The organism is Streptomyces tritici (assembly GCF_048500665.1).
Classification (GTDB): domain Bacteria; phylum Actinomycetota; class Actinomycetes; order Streptomycetales; family Streptomycetaceae; genus Streptomyces; species Streptomyces tritici.
Genome location: NZ_CP183183.1, coordinates 4,692,957 through 4,710,090 on the forward strand (window position 1 = coordinate 4,692,957; position 17,134 = coordinate 4,710,090).

General features: G+C 70.4%; 14 protein-coding genes and 1 tRNA gene. 14 read left to right on the forward strand and 1 reads right to left on the reverse strand.

Annotated elements, in window-relative coordinates; genetic code table 11:
• The first annotated feature begins 7 nt into the window (after positions 1-7).
• The 7 genes from ACNJ93_RS21965 (at position 8) to ACNJ93_RS21995 (ending at position 7,167) form a co-directional block, all read left to right on the forward strand.
• The gene (locus ACNJ93_RS21965; RefSeq protein ID WP_418959134.1) at positions 8-616 is read left to right on the forward strand and encodes a hypothetical protein; all 609 of its coding nucleotides are present in this window, start codon (positions 8-10) and stop codon (positions 614-616) included.
• A 3-nt stretch (positions 617-619) separates the two neighbouring features.
• Positions 620-1,135 (forward strand): hypothetical protein, encoded by a 516-nt coding sequence (locus ACNJ93_RS21970; protein ID WP_418959135.1) that lies wholly within the window; start codon positions 620-622, stop codon positions 1,133-1,135.
• A gap of 85 nt (positions 1,136-1,220) precedes the next feature.
• Positions 1,221-3,200 carry a DUF3987 domain-containing protein gene (locus tag ACNJ93_RS21975; RefSeq protein WP_418959136.1) on the forward strand — a complete coding sequence of 660 codons (1,980 nt, stop codon included), beginning with the start codon at positions 1,221-1,223 and terminating at the stop codon, positions 3,198-3,200.
• Positions 3,201-3,531: 331 nt separating this feature from the next.
• Entirely contained in the window at positions 3,532-3,723 is a 192-nt protein-coding gene (locus tag ACNJ93_RS21980) for a helix-turn-helix transcriptional regulator (protein ID WP_418959137.1), read from the forward strand.
• The gene (locus tag ACNJ93_RS21985; RefSeq protein ID WP_418959138.1) at positions 3,720-5,195 is read left to right on the forward strand and encodes a tyrosine-type recombinase/integrase; all 1,476 of its coding nucleotides are present in this window, start codon (positions 3,720-3,722) and stop codon (positions 5,193-5,195) included. Before ACNJ93_RS21980 ends, ACNJ93_RS21985 begins: the two co-directional genes overlap by 4 nt.
• 85 nt (positions 5,196-5,280) lie before the next feature.
• Complete coding sequence (locus ACNJ93_RS21990) at positions 5,281-6,174, forward strand: hypothetical protein (RefSeq protein WP_418959139.1); 894 nt, start codon at positions 5,281-5,283, stop codon at positions 6,172-6,174.
• Positions 6,175-6,321: 147 nt separating this feature from the next.
• Positions 6,322-7,167: a hypothetical protein gene (locus tag ACNJ93_RS21995; protein ID WP_418959140.1), complete on the forward strand. Its 846-nt coding sequence runs from the start codon at positions 6,322-6,324 to the stop codon at positions 7,165-7,167.
• Between the two features lie 184 nt (positions 7,168-7,351).
• Here ACNJ93_RS21995 and ACNJ93_RS22000 read toward each other — a convergent pair.
• Positions 7,352-7,423 (reverse strand) — tRNA-Arg (locus ACNJ93_RS22000).
• Between the two features lie 167 nt (positions 7,424-7,590).
• On the opposite strand from ACNJ93_RS22000, the gene ACNJ93_RS22005 reads away from it, so the two are divergent.
• The 7 genes from ACNJ93_RS22005 (at position 7,591) to rho (ending at position 17,057) form a co-directional block, all read left to right on the forward strand.
• Positions 7,591-8,043, forward strand: coding sequence for a response regulator (locus tag ACNJ93_RS22005; protein WP_418961488.1), 453 nt, complete (start codon positions 7,591-7,593; stop codon positions 8,041-8,043).
• 239 nt (positions 8,044-8,282) lie between these two features.
• Positions 8,283-9,443 carry an ArgS-related anticodon-binding protein NrtL gene (gene nrtL, locus ACNJ93_RS22010; protein ID WP_418959141.1) on the forward strand — a complete coding sequence of 387 codons (1,161 nt, stop codon included), beginning with the start codon at positions 8,283-8,285 and terminating at the stop codon, positions 9,441-9,443.
• Positions 9,444-9,454: 11 nt separating this feature from the next.
• A complete protein-coding gene (gene lysA, locus ACNJ93_RS22015; protein WP_418959142.1) occupies positions 9,455-10,846 on the forward strand; it encodes a diaminopimelate decarboxylase in 1,392 nt (463 codons plus the stop codon).
• A 116-nt stretch (positions 10,847-10,962) separates the two neighbouring features.
• Complete coding sequence (locus tag ACNJ93_RS22020) at positions 10,963-12,255, forward strand: homoserine dehydrogenase (protein ID WP_418959143.1); 1,293 nt, start codon at positions 10,963-10,965, stop codon at positions 12,253-12,255.
• A gap of 6 nt (positions 12,256-12,261) precedes the next feature.
• Entirely contained in the window at positions 12,262-13,332 is a 1,071-nt protein-coding gene (gene thrC / locus ACNJ93_RS22025) for a threonine synthase (protein WP_418959144.1), read from the forward strand.
• Between the two features lie 400 nt (positions 13,333-13,732).
• A complete protein-coding gene (gene thrB, locus ACNJ93_RS22030) occupies positions 13,733-14,650 on the forward strand; it encodes a homoserine kinase (protein WP_418959145.1) in 918 nt (305 codons plus the stop codon).
• A 442-nt stretch (positions 14,651-15,092) separates the two neighbouring features.
• Positions 15,093-17,057, forward strand: a complete 1,965-nt coding sequence (gene rho / locus ACNJ93_RS22035) for a transcription termination factor Rho (protein WP_418959146.1) — start codon at positions 15,093-15,095, stop codon at positions 17,055-17,057.
• Positions 17,058-17,134 lie beyond the last annotated feature (77 nt).

Here is a 17,134-nt window from a genome sequence, read left to right on the forward strand (position 1 = left end):
CCCCGACATGAACCAACCGCTCCTGCACCGCCATTGGCTCGCCTACGCGCTGCCGAAGGCCGCCCCGGCGGTCACCACGTCCACGGTGCTGATCCTCGGCCGGATCTGGAACGCCAACGGTGCCGAGCACTCCCTCGGCAACGCCATCCTGATGACCGTCCTCGCCGCGGGCGCGGCGACCGCGGGCGGGTTCGCCGCCGCCGGACGCAACGGGGACGGAGTCCTCGCCGGAACCGCGTTCGCCGCCTCCGGCGGGCTCGCCCTCGCCGGGGTCGCCGGATACGCCGACGGCCTCTCGCTCCCGCTGCTGCTGTGGGCACTGGCCACCGCGGTCGCCTACGGGCTGGCCGCCCGGTACTGGCGCACCGACCGTCGCGAAACCGTCGCCTACGAGCGGCGCACCGCCGAGCGCCGCGAGAACCACGCCCACACCGAGCGCATGGAAGCGCTTCGGGCCCGGACACAGATCGAGGTCGCGCGCGAGACCACCGCATACGCCACCGCGCTCGCCGAGGCCATGACCGCCCGCGCGGCACTGCCCGGCTTCGACCCGCTCACCCTCACCCGCGCCGGCCTTCCCGAACTCCCCGCCACCCACACCGCAAAGGAGCTCTAAGCCATGGCCTTCGAGATCCGGGTCGACTGCGACCCCGGCGACGTCGACCGACTCACCACCGCACTCGGCAATGCCTTCACGACCGGTGCGATACGCATGTACCGCACCCGCGACGGGCTGCGCACCCGCCTGTACGTCACCGCCGACCACCGCCCCGGCCCGCAGCAGTGGCCGCCGGCGCCGGAACAGGCGTACGCCAAGGCCCCGAGCATCATCAGCGAGATCGGCTGGACCGCCCGAGCCGTGGCCGACAGGCCGTTCGGCGGCGAACTGGACCGCGAGTTCTGGCTCCGTAAGGCCGCCCTCCTCGACCGCATCGCGCTGGACGACCGTACGGCCGGCGTCCACACCGACGCCCCCGAGGCTGCGCTCCTCGCCGCCCGTCGCCTGCTCGCCATCGACCGTGACGGGGACGGCGATTACGGCGGAACCCCCTACTGGCCCGAACACCCTCATGCCCTGGCGGACCCCCGCGGCTACGTCCGCCAGGAATACGCCCACTGGGCCAAGCACCACTAGCTACGCCCGAGGCGGCCGCCTCTCTCCAAAGACCGCGGCCGCCCCGGTTTCTCCGTCCCTTCGACAGAAACAGGAGAACCCCAGCATGACAGCCTTGCCCGCACATGGGCAGTACGCCCCTGTGGTGCCGCTGCACAGCGGCCCCGGCGGTGCCGAGAGCATGGCCCCGCACGACCGAGACGCGGAACAGGCCGTCGTCGGCGCGCTCATGCTCGCCCCCGACGTCATCGCGGACGTTAACGGCGTGATGGACCCGGCCGATCACTACGTGCCCGCCCACGAGACGATCCACCGCGCGATCCTCGCCCTGCACGCCCAAGGGCAGCCCGTGGACCCGATCACCCTCGGGCACCACCTGGAGCAGACCGGCGAACTCACCCGAGCCGGTGGTCGGCCCTACCTCCACACCCTCATCCAGGCCGTACCGTCCGCGGCCAACGCCACGTACTACGCCGAGATCGTGCGCGACCTCGCTCGGCGCCGCCGGAGCATCGAGGTAGGTACGCGCATCGTCCAGGCGGGCATGTCGCCCGAAGCGACCGAGGATGACCTCCGGGACGCTCTCGCCCTCGGTGCCGACACAGTCCCGGCCGCGTGGCCGGAGCCGATCCCGCTCGCCAGGCAGCCGAAGCTGCCGCCGTTCCCCGTCAACGCGCTTCCCGGCTGGGTCTCGGACTTCGTGGTTGCGGTCGCCGAAGAGACCCAGACCCCCGTGGATCTCGCGGGTGCCCTTGCCCTCTCCGTCCTCGCCACCGCGGCCGGCGGCCGGGCCGTTGTCCACGTTCGCGGGCGGTGGCGCGAGCCCACGAACCTGTTCGTCGTCGTCGCCCTGGGCCCGGCCAACCGGAAGTCCGCCGTCTTCGCCGCCATGACCGCACCGCTGTACGAGGCGGAGAACTCCCTCGTGGAGGGCTCGAACCTCACGATCGTGGAGGCAGAGGTCACCGCCCGCATGGCCCGCGAGGCAGCCGACAAGGCCGCCGCTCAGGCGGCCAAGGCCGAGGGGCCGGAGCGGGACAACCTGGTGGCCGAGGCGATCGGCCTCGCCCAGACCGCCGAGTCCCTGACCGTGCCGCCGCGCCCGCGGCTCCTTGCCGACGACGCCACCCCCGAGACTGTCACCACCCTGCTTGCCGAGCAGGGCGGGCGGCTCGCGGTCATGTCCGCCGAGGGCGGCATCTTCGACATCATTGCGGGGCGGTACTCCGGCGTGCCCAACATGGAGGTCTTCCTCAAGGGCCACGCCGGCGACCGGCTTCGCGTCGACCGCCGGACCCGCCAGGAGTTCATCGAGGCCCCCGCGCTCACCATGGGGCTCGCCGTCCAGCCGAGCGTGCTGGAAGACATCGGCAAGAACCGCGGCTTCGACGGTCGCGGCCTCCTCGCCCGCTTCCTGTACTGCCTGCCCGAATCGCTGGTCGGCTTCCGGAAGATCAACCCGGACCCGGTACCCGCCGATGTCGCGGCGACGTACGAGCGCAACGTCTACGCCCTCACGCTCAAGCTCGCGGACTGGACCGACCCCCTGGTGGTTCAGGTGGGCCCCGAGGCGGATGCTGCGCTGATGGCGTACGCCGAGCGGCTGGAGCCGCAGCTCCGGAGCAAGGGCGGGCGTCTCGGGCACATCGGGAAGTGGGCGGGGAAGCTTGTCGGTGCCACGGCCCGGATTGCGGGTCTGCTTCACCTTGCCGAGCACATCGACGGCGGCACCAACAGGCCCATCACCGCGGCCACGATGAACGCCGCGATCGAGCTGGCTGACTACTTCGCCGCCCACGCCCTGTCCGTCTTCGACCTCATGGGCGCCGACGCCACGTTGGCGCGGGCACGCACTCTGCTGTCCGTCCTGGAGGACAACGGTTGGGAGTGTGTCAGCCGCCGCGACCTATTCGCCAAGCTCTCTCGCTCCGAGTTCCCCACGATCGCCGAGCTGGAGCCGGTCGCCGCCGTCCTGGAGGAACACGGCTACCTCCGCAGCGAGACCCCGCCCCGTACGGGCAAGCGGGGGCGCCCGCCGGCCCCTCGGTACCTCATCCACCCCCGGGTGCGTGAGGCCAAGGCGTGAGCGCGTACGCCCGCCCGCGCACAGGGCCCCCGCCGCACAAACCGCAGAATCCGCAGAAAGCCCCGTGCGGGCACGCTCACCTGCGGAAACGGCCGGTTGGCCCGGCTGCCGCAAAAATCCGCAAAACCGCCGCACAAATCCCGGCCCTGCCGCGGCAGAGCCGGGCCCCAGGCCCCGCCGCCTATTTCTGCGGCGATTCTCGCGATTTTTGCGGCAACCACCCCAGCACCCCCCAACGCCGCAGGTCAGACACCCGATGCGCAGGTTTCTGCGGTTTCTGCGGTTTCTGCGGCACCCCGACCCGTCATCGGCAGCCAGGCAAGGAGGACCCGTGTCCGCGACGCGTGACGAGATGCTCACCATCCCCCAGGTCGTGAAGGAGATCGGGGTGCCCCGGGCCACCTTCTACCGCTGGCGTCAGCTCAAGAAGGGCCCCAAGGCCATCAAGCTCCCGAACGGCGCGGTCCGCATCCGGCGCTCCGACCTGGAGACCTGGATCAAGACCCTGGAGGAAGCCGCGTGAACCACCGCAAGGCCAGCACGACCCGTACGACCAAGGGCGCCCGCGAAAGCGGGCGCCCGCCCGCTCTTGATGATCTGACGCTTTCCACCGACGTCCGGGTGTGGAAGGTGAGTAAGGTCCGCAGCAAGAGGGCGCCATATCAACTGCGTTGGACGGTGGACGGGCAGGTAAAGACCGCCAGCTTTCCCACCGTGACGCTCGCCGAGAACCGTTCGTCTGAGCTCTGGAAGGCCATGCGCCGCGGCGAGGCGTTCGACGTCGAATCCGGCCTTCCCGAGTCGGAACTCCGCGCGGCCGCAGCGAAGGCGAGCGAGAGGCCCGATCCCTCCTGGTGGGACTTCAGCCGTGAGTACATGGCGAGTCGGTGGCGTACCGCGGCGGCGAAGACCCGCGAGGGGCTGGCAGACAGCCTCGCCACGGTGGCTCTCGCGATGACTGAGGAAGGCAGGAAGGCACCCTCGCCGGAGGAGGTCCGCCTCGCGATGCGCTGGGCGGTCGTACCTGATCACGCGGATGAGGAGCCGCCACCCGATCTCGCGGCAGCATGCACGTGGCTCCGGGGCCGGTCGCTGCGACTCTCTGCGCTCACCGACCCCAAGGTCGTTCGTGACGTGCAATACCGCCTCTCGTTCAAGTTGGACGACACCCCGGCAGCGGGGGAGACGTACAAGCGTCGCCGGCGCGGCTTTAACACGGCCATGGAGTACGCGATCGAATGCGGGTACCTGGAGGAGAACCCGCTCGCCGGATTGAGGCGCGCAGGGTCCACCAAAGCAGACGTGGTGGACCCCCGAGTCCTGGTCAACACGATCCAGGGCGACCAGCTCCTCACCGCCGTCTCGTACGTGGGGTCCGTTCACCGGAACCGCGGGCGCCGACTCGTCGCGTTCTTCGCCTGCCAGCTGTACGCGGCGATGCGGCCAGCCGAGGCGGTGGGGCTCCGGCAGCAGGACTGCTACCTCCCTGAGAAAGGGTGGGGGACGCTCACGCTGCGGGAGACACGGCCCGTCTCCGGCAAGCGGTGGACGGATTCAGGGCAGCGCCACGACAAGCGCGGGCTCAAGTCCCGGGAGCCCAAGGCGGACCGCCCCGTCCCGATACCTCCGACGCTGGTCGCCATGCTCCGGGCGCACATAGCGGAGTTCGGCACGGCGAAGGATGGCCGGCTCTTCGCCAACGAGCGTGGTGCCGTACTCGGGACGTCCAGCTACTGGAGGGTCTGGCAGGAAGCCCGCCCGATCGCTCTACCTCCGGACAAGGTGGACTCCCCGCTCGCTCGCCGCCCGTACGACCTGCGACACACCTGCATCACCAACTGGCTGAACGCGGGTGTCCCCGTGGCCGAAGTTGCCCGTCGGGCGGGCAACTCGCCCGAGGTCATCCACCGCCGCTACGAGGGCTGCATCGACGGCCACGAGGAGCTGAACAACAAGAAGATCGAGAAGGCCATGGGATGGGGCGAGGGGGCCTAGGTCGATAGGCCTCACAGCAGACGGCCTAGAGCTCGTAGCACGATCAAGACCAGCCGGACCGTCGCTCCGGCCACGGTCAATCAAGATGTTCCGGGAAAGCTGTTACGAGCTCCTAGGAGCCCGTGAGGTAATAAACGCCGTGGATCAGAACTCGCTGCGGAAGCTCGTTGAGGGGCAGCTCCTCCGGTTGGAGGGCAACTCTTTCCAGGACTGCATGGATCGGTTCGGTCTAGAGCTGTATCCCGGTGACTACCAGCCGGTACGGGCAGCCGGACCGAGGGGCGACACCAAGAACGACGGCTACTGTCCGAAGGCTCGGGTGTTCTTCGCGGCCCACGCGACGCGCGGCGAGCGCATTGACAAGACCAAGGCGAAGATCCGCGGGGACCTGGAGGGCTGCCTCAAAGAGCACCGTGACGTGCGGGTATGGCGTTTCCTCACCAACGACACTGTGCCGGGTGAGGTCGACCAGTTCATCGACAACGAACTTCGCCCGCTGCACCCGCGCGTCACGATTGAGGTGTGGGGGCTCAAGACTCTCGCTGATGAAATCAGCAAGCTGAGGAAGGAGAAGATCGACAGGATCATCGACGTCATCACGGTTGACGAACCAGAGTTTGAAGTCGTGGTGCTCGGCCACGTGAAGACGGGACGCGACCTTTGGCCGATCCTTTCTGGGTGCCTTGGGTGGTTGCCGCACGATGAACCGGACGACTGCACCGACGAGGAGCAGGATCTCATTGACGGGGCTGTGCAAGCCTTCCAAGACTGGAGCGACATCTCGTCAGACATCGAGTTTTCTCGCTCGGCTGTGCGAGACGCACAGCGAAGCATCACTGCCATCTTGGACGACCTTGCCCGGAACGGACTCGCACTCTACGCGGGGTCGAAGGGGGACTATCCACTGACTGGCGGTCCATCACCCTTCCTGGGAACGGTGGCAATCTTCAAGATCGCTCGGGTGCCCAGTAAGCAGTGATCATTGCTGCCGGGAAGGTAAGCCCGCAGATCTGTCCGGCTGAGACGGACGAGTGCACTGACTCTGCGGGCTTTCAGCTAGCCGGCCGCAACTGAGCGATGGCAATACTCGCTACTGCAGCCGCCCTTGGCGTCATAGTCTGCGGGGATGAAGCCGAGAGACCTTGTTGCCATCCTCAACGCGCCCAAGCCTGAACGTCTTGGGCTGATTGCTGAGGGCCTCGAACTGCTCGCCGAGCACGTCAGCACGCTGCGAGATGACTTACTGCACCTTCAGGACGCCGGGCGTAGTCGTGGCGCGGCAGTGATCGATGGCCTCGCCAGCGAGGAGGCGGCAAAGATGCTCATCCTCCTGGATGTCGTGCGCATGGGGTGGTCGGAGCCAGACGCCGTACGGCGACAGCTGAGAAACTTCTATAGTCACCTGGCTCGAGGGATCTACGCACGCCTAACCGCGGGGCGGCCGGCGGATCTTGCAGAAGTGCGAAGCTACGCCGAGTCGTTGCGCAGGAGTCTGTACCTCGACGGACCCAACGACGTTGATTGGATCTTCCGCAACAGCGTTGAGGCGGATCGTGAAGACAGTCTGTATGTCGACTACGTCACGAGCGAGGGTGAAAGCGTCTGGATCACGCCTGCAAGGTTGAGCGACGGGACGCTCTCCTTCGGGCCGAGCATGGTGGTCGACCTGGCCCTTGCCCTGCACCGCTTGGGCTGCTTGAGCGCGAAAGGTTTGGAGATCGTCTCCAAAGAGTGGGCTGGTTTCCCGCTGGGCGACGACACCCATTGGGTGCAGGTTGAGGCGATCAACAAGAGCGTCCTGAACGAGGTGCACGCGGCCGGTCTATGCAGCGAAAACGCAACGCGAGCGGATGTCCGGCTTGCTTTGCAGCAGTGGATCTTCCCGCTTGGAGGTCTTGATCTCAGCTCGATCAAGGTTACGAAAACCGAGCTCCTGGCTCAGCGGGAACAGTGGGTCGCGAGTCAGTGGTGACGGTGTCCCCGGTGCCGGTGCCGGTGTCGGCGGCTGGGCGAGAGTGCCAAGCAGGCTCACTCGCCACTCACTCGCGATCAGTGACAGACAACAACGAAGGGCCGGACTCAGTGGGACTGAGTCCGGCCCTTTGTGTTTGGCACATCAGCAGGTCAGCGGCTTGATCACGCTTCCTGAGCTGGAGTGCCCCCGGCAGGATTCGAACCTGCGCACACGGCTCCGGAGGCCGTTGCTCTATCCCCTGAGCTACGGGGGCGTTGCCGCTGCTTGCGGCGACGGGTAGAACCCTACCAGGCTCCGAGGGGTGGCTGTGAACAGGTATTTCCGGGGGGTCACCACGGGGGTGTTCCCCCGCACGGGTCGGAAGTGGGGAAAACCGGGACGCAGCCGTGACCGGACGCCTACTCTCGAGTTGTGTCAGGCGTGTCCGGGCGAGTGCTCGTTGTCGATGACAACCGGGTGATCCGTCAGTTGATCAGGGTCAATCTCGAGCTCGAGGGGTTCGAGGTGGTGACCGCGGCCGATGGTGCCGAGTGTCTGGATGTCGTGCATCGGGTTTGTCCTGATGTCGTCACCCTCGACGTCGTCATGCCGCGGCTCGACGGGCTGCGGACCGCCGCGCGGCTGCGGGACGACCCGCAGACCAGCGGGCTGCCCGTCGCCATCATCAGTGCCTGCACCCCCTATGAGGTCGAGAGCGGGCTCGCCGCCGGTGTCGACGCGTTTCTCGCCAAGCCCTTCGAGCCGGCCGAGCTCGTGCGCGTCGTGCGGCAGCTCGTCCACGGCGGGCGCCGGCCACCACGAGAACCAGAGGAGCCGCCGTCCGTCGACGGCAGCAGACACGGGGCCGGGCGGGCCGGTACTCCCTGGCAGTGAGATTCAGATCCAGATCCAGATCCAGATCCAGAACCAGCCCGAGCATGGGCTTGGGCTGAGTCGTTGCCGGGGTGTGTGCCATCGCCTGTGGGCGTGACCGTTTCTCGGTGCGTCGGGTCGGTGACGCGTACCGCCCCCGGACCGTCCGCTGCCCCCCATCCGCCCGGCCCGGCCCCCACCCCATCCGCATCGCGAAACCCGTTCGCGTTCGGACCCCCTTCCTCCCCTACGCTTGTCCCGTGACCCCCGCGGACCTCTCCCTCACCGTGCAGCGCGCCGTGCGTCGTGCGGTGGAGCAGGGTGTGCTGGCCGTCGAGGTGCCTGAGCTGGTTCGGGTCGAGCGGCCTCGGCCCGGGGGGCGGGGGGACTACGCCAGCAACGTCGCCCTCGTGCTCGCCCGCTCCGCCCGCAGGGCCCCGCTCGACGTCGCCGCCCTGCTGCGCGAGGAGCTCGCCGCGCAGCCCTGCTTCGAGCGGGTCGACGTCACCGGGCCCGGCTTCCTGAACTTCACCCTGCGGGATCAGTCCCAGACCGAGCTCGTACGCCGCATCCGCGCGCAGGGGCTCGAGTACGGCCACCGCCCGCCCACCGGCGACCCCGTCCAGCTCGTGCACCGCGCCGATCTGCGGGCCGCTGTCGTCGCCGACGCCTTGCGGCGGATCCACCGTTCCCAGGGCCACCACCCTGTCCGCGTCTCCTGCGAGGGCCCCGTCGAGGCCGACTGGGCGCTGCTCGGCGCAGCCCCCGCCCCGGCCCCTGCCGACGCCCGCGGCCCGCACGGCGCGGCCCCCGCCCCCACCCCCGACGCCCCCACCCCCGACGCCCCCACCCCCGACGCCCCCACCCCCGACGCCCCCGCCCCCGGCGCCACCGCAACCCACCCCACCCCCACCCCCCTCGCCCCCCTCCCCGTCCCGCACGACGCCCCCGCCCTGCTCCGCCGGTTCGGCGTCGACGCCGCCCGCTGGGCGCTGGTCGCCGTCGCCGGGCACGACCAGGCCAAGCTCACCGACGAGCTGCTCCACCAGCACGAGGGCAACCCCCTCTTCCGGGTGCGGTACGCGTACTCCCGCAGCCGTGCCCTGCTCCGCAACGCCGACCAGCTCGGCTTCCGGAGCGAGCCCCAGCAGGCCGTGGACGCGCCCGTGCTCACCGGGCTGCTGCGCGACCACCCCGCCGTGCTCGCCTCCGCCGCCCGTCTCGGCGCCCCCGACCGGGTCGCCCGGCACCTCGAAGCCACCGCCGACGCGCTGCTCGCCTTCCAGCACACCGTCCTGCCCCTCGGCGACGAGAAACCCTCGGCCGCCCACCGGTCCCGGCTCGCGCTCGCCGAAGCCGCCGGGACGGTGCTCGCCGGCGGCCTCTCCCTGCTCGGCGTCAGCGCTCCCGAACAGATCTGAAAGTTGCAGCCATGAGCCGTTCCGCCCACCCCGCCGGGCCCCGCCACGCCGACGTCCTCCCCGAGGGGCACTACGCCGGCCCGCCGGCCGACCTCAACCAGCTCGACCCCAAGGTCTGGGCCCGTACCGTCCGCCGTGACGAGGACGGGCTGATCACCGTCGGCGGGCTCACCGTCGCCCAGCTCGCCGAGCAGGTCGGCACCCCCGCGTACATCCTCGACGAGGCGGACTTCCGGGCCCGCTGCCGCGCATGGGTCGACGCCTTCGGCAGCGACGCCGACGTGTTCTACGCCGGGAAGGCGTTCCTCTCCCGCGCCGTCGTGCGCTGGCTCCACGAGGAGGGGCTGAACCTCGACGTGTGCTCCGGCGGCGAGCTCGCCACCGCCCTCTCCGCCGGGATGCCCGCCGAGCGCATCGCCTTCCACGGGAACAACAAGTCCGAGGACGAGATCCGCCGCGCCGTCACCGAGGGCGTCGGCCGGATCGTGCTCGACTCCTTCCAGGAGATCGTGCGTGTCGCCCACATCGCCCAGTCCCTCGGCAAGCGGCAGCGCGTGCAGATCCGGGTGACCGTGGGCGTCGAGGCGCACACCCACGAGTTCATCGCCACCGCTCACGAGGACCAGAAGTTCGGCATCGCGCTGGCCGGCGGCCAGGCCGCGGAGGCCGTCCGGCGGGCGCTGAGGCTCGACGGTCTGGAGCTCATCGGCATCCACTCGCACATCGGCTCGCAGATCTTCGACATGGCCGGCTTCGAGGTCTCCGCCCGCCGCGTCGTGCAGCTGCTCGCCGAGGTCCGCGACGAGCACGGCGTCGAACTGCCCGAGATCGACCTCGGCGGCGGCCTCGGCATCGCCTACACCTCCGCCGACGACCCCCGCGAGCCGCACCACATCGCCAAGGCGCTCAAGGAGATCGTCGGCAGGGAGTGCGAGGCCGCCGGGCTCGCCACGCCGCGCATCTCCGTCGAGCCGGGGCGGGCCATCGTCGGCCCCACGGCCTTCACGCTCTACGAGGTCGGCACCGTCAAGCCCCTCGAAGGGCTGCGCACCTACGTCTCCGTCGACGGCGGCATGTCGGACAACATCCGCACCGCCCTGTACGACGCCGAGTACTCCGTCGCCCTCGCCTCCCGCACCTCCGACGCCGAGCCGATGCTCTCCCGCGTCGTCGGCAAGCACTGCGAGAGCGGCGACATCGTCGTACGGGACGCCTTCCTGCCGGCCGACGTCGCCCCCGGCGACCTGCTCGCCGTGCCCGCGACCGGGGCGTACTGCCGCTCCATGGCCAACAACTACAACCACGCGCTTCGCCCGCCGGTCGTCGCCGTCCGCGACGGCGAGGCCCGGGTGATCGTCCGGCGCGAGACGGAGGAGGATCTCCTGCGTCTCGATGTCGGCTGATGAAATAACTGTCTCAGGATCCGGACGGGCGGCAGAAACCCCCGTCCGGTGAGTGAGACTGGTCCTCCGTAGCGATACGGCCGTAGAGATACGAAGAAGTACGAGAAAGAGGTCGGATGATGCGTACGCGTCCGCTGAAGGTGGCGCTGCTGGGCTGTGGTGTGGTCGGCTCAGAGGTGGCGCGCATCATGACGACGCACGCCGACGACCTCGCCGCGCGCATCGGCGCGCCGGTCGAGCTCGCCGGCGTGGCGGTGCGCCGCCCGGACAAGGTCCGTGCGGGCGTCCCCGCGGAGCTCATCACCACCGACGCGACCGCCCTGGTGAAACGGGGCGACATCGACGTCGTCGTCGAGGTCATCGGCGGCGTCGAGCCGGCCCGCACCCTCATCAAGACCGCCTTCGAGCACGGCGCCTCCGTCGTCTCCGCGAACAAGGCGCTGCTCGCCCAGGACGGCGCGGGCCTGTACGCCGCCGCCGAGGAGCACGGCAAGGACCTCTACTACGAGGCCGCCGTCGCCGGCGCCATCCCGCTGATCCGGCCGCTGCGCGAGTCCCTCGCCGGCGACAAGATCAACCGGGTGATGGGCATCGTCAACGGCACGACGAACTTCATCCTCGACAAGATGGACACCACCGGCGCCGGTTACCAGGAGGCCCTGGACGAGGCCACCGCGCTCGGCTACGCCGAGGCCGACCCGACCGCCGACGTCGAGGGCTACGACGCCGCCGCCAAGGCCGCCATCCTCGCCGGCATCGCCTTCCACACCCGCGTCCGCCTGGACGACGTGTACCGCGAGGGCATGACCGAGGTCACCGCCGCCGACTTCGCCTCCGCCAAGCGCATGGGCTGCACCATCAAGCTGCTCGCGATCTGCGAGCGGGCCGCCGACGGCGAGTCCGTCACCGCGCGCGTGCACCCCGCGATGATCCCGCTCAGCCACCCGCTCGCCTCCGTCCGCGAGGCGTACAACGCCGTCTTCGTCGAGGCGGAGGCCGCCGGGCGGCTCATGTTCTACGGCCCGGGCGCCGGCGGCTCGCCGACCGCCTCGGCCGTGCTCGGCGACCTGGTCGCCGTCTGCCGCAACCGTCTCAACGAGGCGACGGGCCCCGGCGAGTCCGCGTACACGCAGCTGCCCGTGAGCTCGATGGGCGAGGTCGTGACGCGGTACCACATCAGCCTCGACGTGGCCGACAAGCCGGGTGTCCTCGCCCAGGTCGCGACGGTCTTCGCCGAGCACGGCGTGTCGATCGACACGGTCCGTCAGACGGGCAAGGACGGCGAGGCCAGCCTCGTCGTCGTCACCCACCGCGCGCCGGACGCCGCCCTCTCCGGGACGGTCGAGGCGCTGCGCAAGCTCGACACCGTGCGCGGTGTCGCCAGCATCATGCGTGTTGAAGGGGAGTAAGGACCCATGACCAGCAAGGGCACCCATCAGTGGCGCGGCATCATCGAGGAGTACCGGGACCGCCTTCCGGTCACGGACACGACGCCGGTCGTCACGCTCCGTGAGGGCGGCACGCCGCTCGTCCCCGCTCAGGTCCTCTCCGAGCGCACGGGCTGCGAGGTGCACCTCAAGGTCGAGGGCGCCAACCCCACCGGTTCCTTCAAGGACCGCGGCATGACCATGGCGATCTCCAAGGCCAAGGAGGAGGGCGCGCAGGCGGTCATCTGCGCCTCCACCGGCAACACCTCCGCCTCCGCCGCCGCGTACGCGGTGCGCGCCGGCATGGTGTCCGCCGTCCTCGTGCCGCAGGGCAAGATCGCGCTCGGCAAGATGGGCCAGGCCCTCGTGCACGGCGCGAAGATCCTCCAGGTCGACGGAAACTTCGACGACTGCCTCACCCTCGCCCGCGGGCTCTCCGAGAACTACCCGGTGGCGCTGGTCAATTCGGTCAACCCGGTACGGATCGAGGGACAGAAGACCGCCGCCTTCGAGATCGTGGACATGCTGGGCGACGCCCCCGACATCCACGTCCTGCCGGTCGGCAACGCGGGCAACATCACCGCGTACTGGCGCGGCTACCGCGAGTACGCGGCCGACGGCCTCGCCTCCCGGACCCCGCGCATGTGGGGCTTCCAGGCCTCCGGTTCGGCGCCGCTGGTGCGCGGCGAGGTCGTCAAGGACCCGTCGACGATCGCGACCGCGATCCGCATCGGCAACCCGGCCTCGTGGGAGTACGCGATCGCCGCGCGCGACGAGTCGGGCGGCTTCATCGACGAGGTGACGGACCGTGAGATCCTGCGCGCCTACCGGCTGTTGGCCTCGCAGGAGGGCGTCTTCGTGGAGCCTGCCTCGGCCGCGTCGGTGGCCGGTCTGCTGAAGGCCGCCGAGCAGGGCAAGGTCGACCCGGGCCAGCGGATCGTCTGCACGGTCACCGGCAACGGTCTGAAGGACCCGGACTGGGCCGTCGCCGGCGCTCCGCAGCCGGTCACGGTGCCGGTGGACGCCGCCGCGGCCGCCGAGCGCCTCGGCCTGGCGTAACCGGAGCCGTACGGGACGCGATCCCGTGCGGTACGGGAGAGGAATCCGCGCCGTACGGCACATGATCCCGCGCCGTACGGGACGCGAACCCGCGCCGTACGGGACGCGCGCCGGCCGGCAGCCCGGCCGGCGCGCAAATCCCGCCACTGGTCGGGCGCCTGACGGCCCGCCAAACCCGACCAGGAACGTACATAGGCGCACAGGAAGGCTCGCGACACGCATCGTGCGCCTCCTGTGCGCCCTATGTCGCCGCAGAACCTTCCTTCGATAGGCTGTACCGAACCCGTCCCGCCGCATATGCGCGGTGTCGTTGCCGTCGTCGCCCCCACCCGGCGCGGCCCCCGGGTCACCGCACTTCTCTGAACCCCCGTAGTCGCAAGTCAAGGAGAGTCATCGAGCGATGGCTGGTCCCGCGTTCCGTGCCGCCGCCGTCCGAGTGCGCGTTCCCGCCACCAGCGCCAACCTCGGGCCGGGCTTCGACGCCTTCGGCCTGTCGCTGGGGCTGTACGACGACATCGTCGTCCGGGTCGCCGACTCCGGCCTGCACATCGACATCGCCGGCGAGGGCGCCGAGACGCTCCCGCGCGACGAGAGCCACCTGCTCGTTCGCTCCCTGCGCACGGCCTTCGACCTGCTCGGCGGCCAGCCCCGCGGCCTCGAGGTCGTCTGCGCCAACCGCATCCCGCACGGCCGCGGCCTGGGCTCCTCCTCCGCCGCCATCTGCGCCGGCATCGTCGCCGCCCGCGCCGTGACCATAGGCGGCGACACCCGCCTCGACGACACCGCCCTGCTCGAACTCGCCACCGAGATCGAGGGGCACCCCGACAACGTCGCCGCCTGTCTGCTCGGCGGCTTCACGCTCGCGTGGACCGAGTCCGGCGCCGCGCGGGCGATCAGGATGGAGCCCGCCCGTTCCATCGTTCCGGTGGTTTTCGTGCCCGGGAACCCCGTACTGACGGAGACCGCCCGCGGGCTGCTGCCGCGCACCGTCCCGCACGTCGACGCCGCCGCCAACGCCGGACGCGCCGCCCTCCTCGTCGAGGCGCTGACCCGCCGCCCCGAGCTGCTGCTCGCCGCCACCGAGGACCGGCTGCACCAGGAGTACCGCGCCCCGGCCATGCCGGAGAGCCTCGCGCTGGTCAACCGGCTGCGCGCCGACGGCGTGCCCGCCGTCATCTCCGGTGCCGGCCCCACCGTGCTCGCCCTGGCCGACGCCGGTACCGCCGACAAGGTCGAAGGTCTCGCGGGCGAGGGCTGGGCCGCCAACCGGCTCGCCCTCGACACCTCGGGCGCGAGCGTCCTGCCGCTCGCTCCGTAGAGGCCGCGCCGCGCGTCGTGAGCGGCCCTCGGGCGGCCGCTCCGACCGGCGCTTTTCGTGGAAGACGAGATTGCCGGTGAGGGAGAGGGGGAATGTTTGTTGGAGCCGGTAGTGTTAACCTCAAGTCTGCACCCGACGTCTTTGTGGCGCGGTGCGGAGTGTCCCCATCAGGGACCACCCACTCTTCCGGGAGCCTCCCCAACTGCCTGAGCAGCCTGCCTGAGCAGTTTCGAGCACGCTCCGGAACCGGCACGACACCCCTCGCTCTTCCTCGGTGAGGGCCGAGCAGGGGGCTCGGGCCGGACACAGCACGTTTTCTCTTTCCGCCGTTACCCGGCGGGACCACCGCCCCGGACACGGTCCACCAACCAGGACCGATGCCGGACAGCACAACCGGTCGCCGAGCCAGATGGCCGACGTCCGCTCCAGGGAAGGACCCTTCGTGAGCGACACCACCGATCTGATGGGCGTGACTGCCGACACCAGCGTCGACAACGCCGCGCCCGCCGCAGGTGCTGCCACTGGCACCACCGCACGGCGCCGCCGCTCCGGCACCGGCCTCGAGGGCATGGTCCTGGCCGAGCTGCAGCAGGTCGCGTCCGGCCTCGGCATCAGGGGCACCGCGCGGATGCGCAAGAGCCAGCTGATCGAGGTCATCAAGGAGGCGCAGGCCGGCGGCGGCCAGGCCCCCGCCAAGGCCGCCGAGGCCGCGGAGACCAAGCCGAAGCGCCGCGCCACCTCCAAGGCCCGTACGGGCGACGAGGCCGCCGCCGAGCCGGCCGCCGAGAAGGCCGCTCAGCAGCAGATCGACATCCCGGGCCAGCCGTCCAAGGCCGCCGGCGCCGCCGAGTCCGCCGACGAGCAGCCCGCGGGCGAGCGCCGGCGTCGCCGCGCCACCGCGCCGGCCGGCAGCCCCGAGGGCGGCGCCGAGCCGAAGGCCGAGGTCAAGACCGAGGCCCGTACGGAGGCCCGTACCGAGGCGCAGCCGGAGGCCAAGGGCGAGGGCGCCGTCGACGGCGCCGAGGGCCGCGGCCGCCGCGACCGCCGTGACCGGCAGCGCGACCGCCGCGAGCGCGGCAAGGGCGACGAGCAGCAGGGCGGCCAGCGCCAGCAGCGCCAGGGCGGCCAGCAGGGCCAGCCGGCCGGTCCGCAGGACGACGACGACTTCGAGGGCGGCCGCCGGGGCCGTCGCGGCCGCTACCGCGACCGCCGCGGCCGTCGTGGCCGTGACGAGTTCGCCGGCGGCGAGCCGCAGGTCTCCGAGGACGACGTCCTGATCCCGGTCGCGGGCATCCTGGACATCCTCGACAACTACGCCTTCATCCGGACCTCCGGCTACCTGCCCGGCCCGAACGACGTGTACGTCTCCCTCGCCCAGGTCCGCAAGAGCGGTCTGCGCAAGGGTGACCACATCACCGGCGCCGTGCGTCAGCCGAAGGAGGGCGAGCGCCGCGAGAAGTTCAACGCGCTGGTCCGGCTGGACTCGGTCAACGGCATGGCGCCGGACTCCGGCCGCGGCCGCCCCGAGTTCAACAAGCTGACCCCGCTGTACCCGCAGGACCGGCTCCGTCTGGAGACCGACCCGGGCGTGCTGACCACGCGGATCATCGACCTCGTGTCGCCGATCGGCAAGGGCCAGCGCGGTCTGATCGTGGCCCCGCCGAAGACCGGCAAGACCATGATCATGCAGGCGATCGCCAACGCGATCACCCACAACAACCCCGAGTGCCACCTGATGGTCGTCCTGGTCGACGAGCGTCCGGAAGAGGTCACCGACATGCAGCGGTCGGTCAAGGGCGAGGTCATCTCCTCGACCTTCGACCGTCCGGCCGAGGACCACACCACGGTCGCCGAGCTGGCCATCGAGCGCGCCAAGCGCCTCGTGGAGCTGGGCCACGACGTGGTCGTCCTGCTCGACTCCATCACCCGTCTGGGCCGCGCGTACAACCTCGCGGCGCCCGCCTCCGGCCGCATCCTGTCCGGTGGTGTCGACTCGACCGCGCTGTACCCGCCGAAGCGCTTCTTCGGCGCCGCGCGCAACATCGAGGACGGCGGCTCGCTGACCATCCTGGCCACCGCGCTGGTCGACACCGGCTCGCGCATGGACGAGGTGATCTTCGAGGAGTTCAAGGGCACCGGCAACATGGAGCTCAAGCTCGACCGGAAGCTCGCCGACAAGCGCATCTTCCCGGCCGTCGACGTCGACGCCTCGGGCACGCGCAAGGAGGAGATCCTCCTCGGCAGCGACGAGCTCGCGATCACCTGGAAGCTGCGTCGCGTGCTGCACGCGCTCGACCAGCAGCAGGCGATCGAGCTGCTGCTCGACAAGATGAAGCAGACGAAGTCGAACGGCGAGTTCCTGCTCCAGATCCAGAAGACGACCCCTGGCGCCGGCAACAACGACTGACGCAGCGTCAAGAGCGCACCGAGCCGCCCCCGTCACTCCGGTGACGGGGGCGGTTCCGCGTTGTACGATCACTCGGT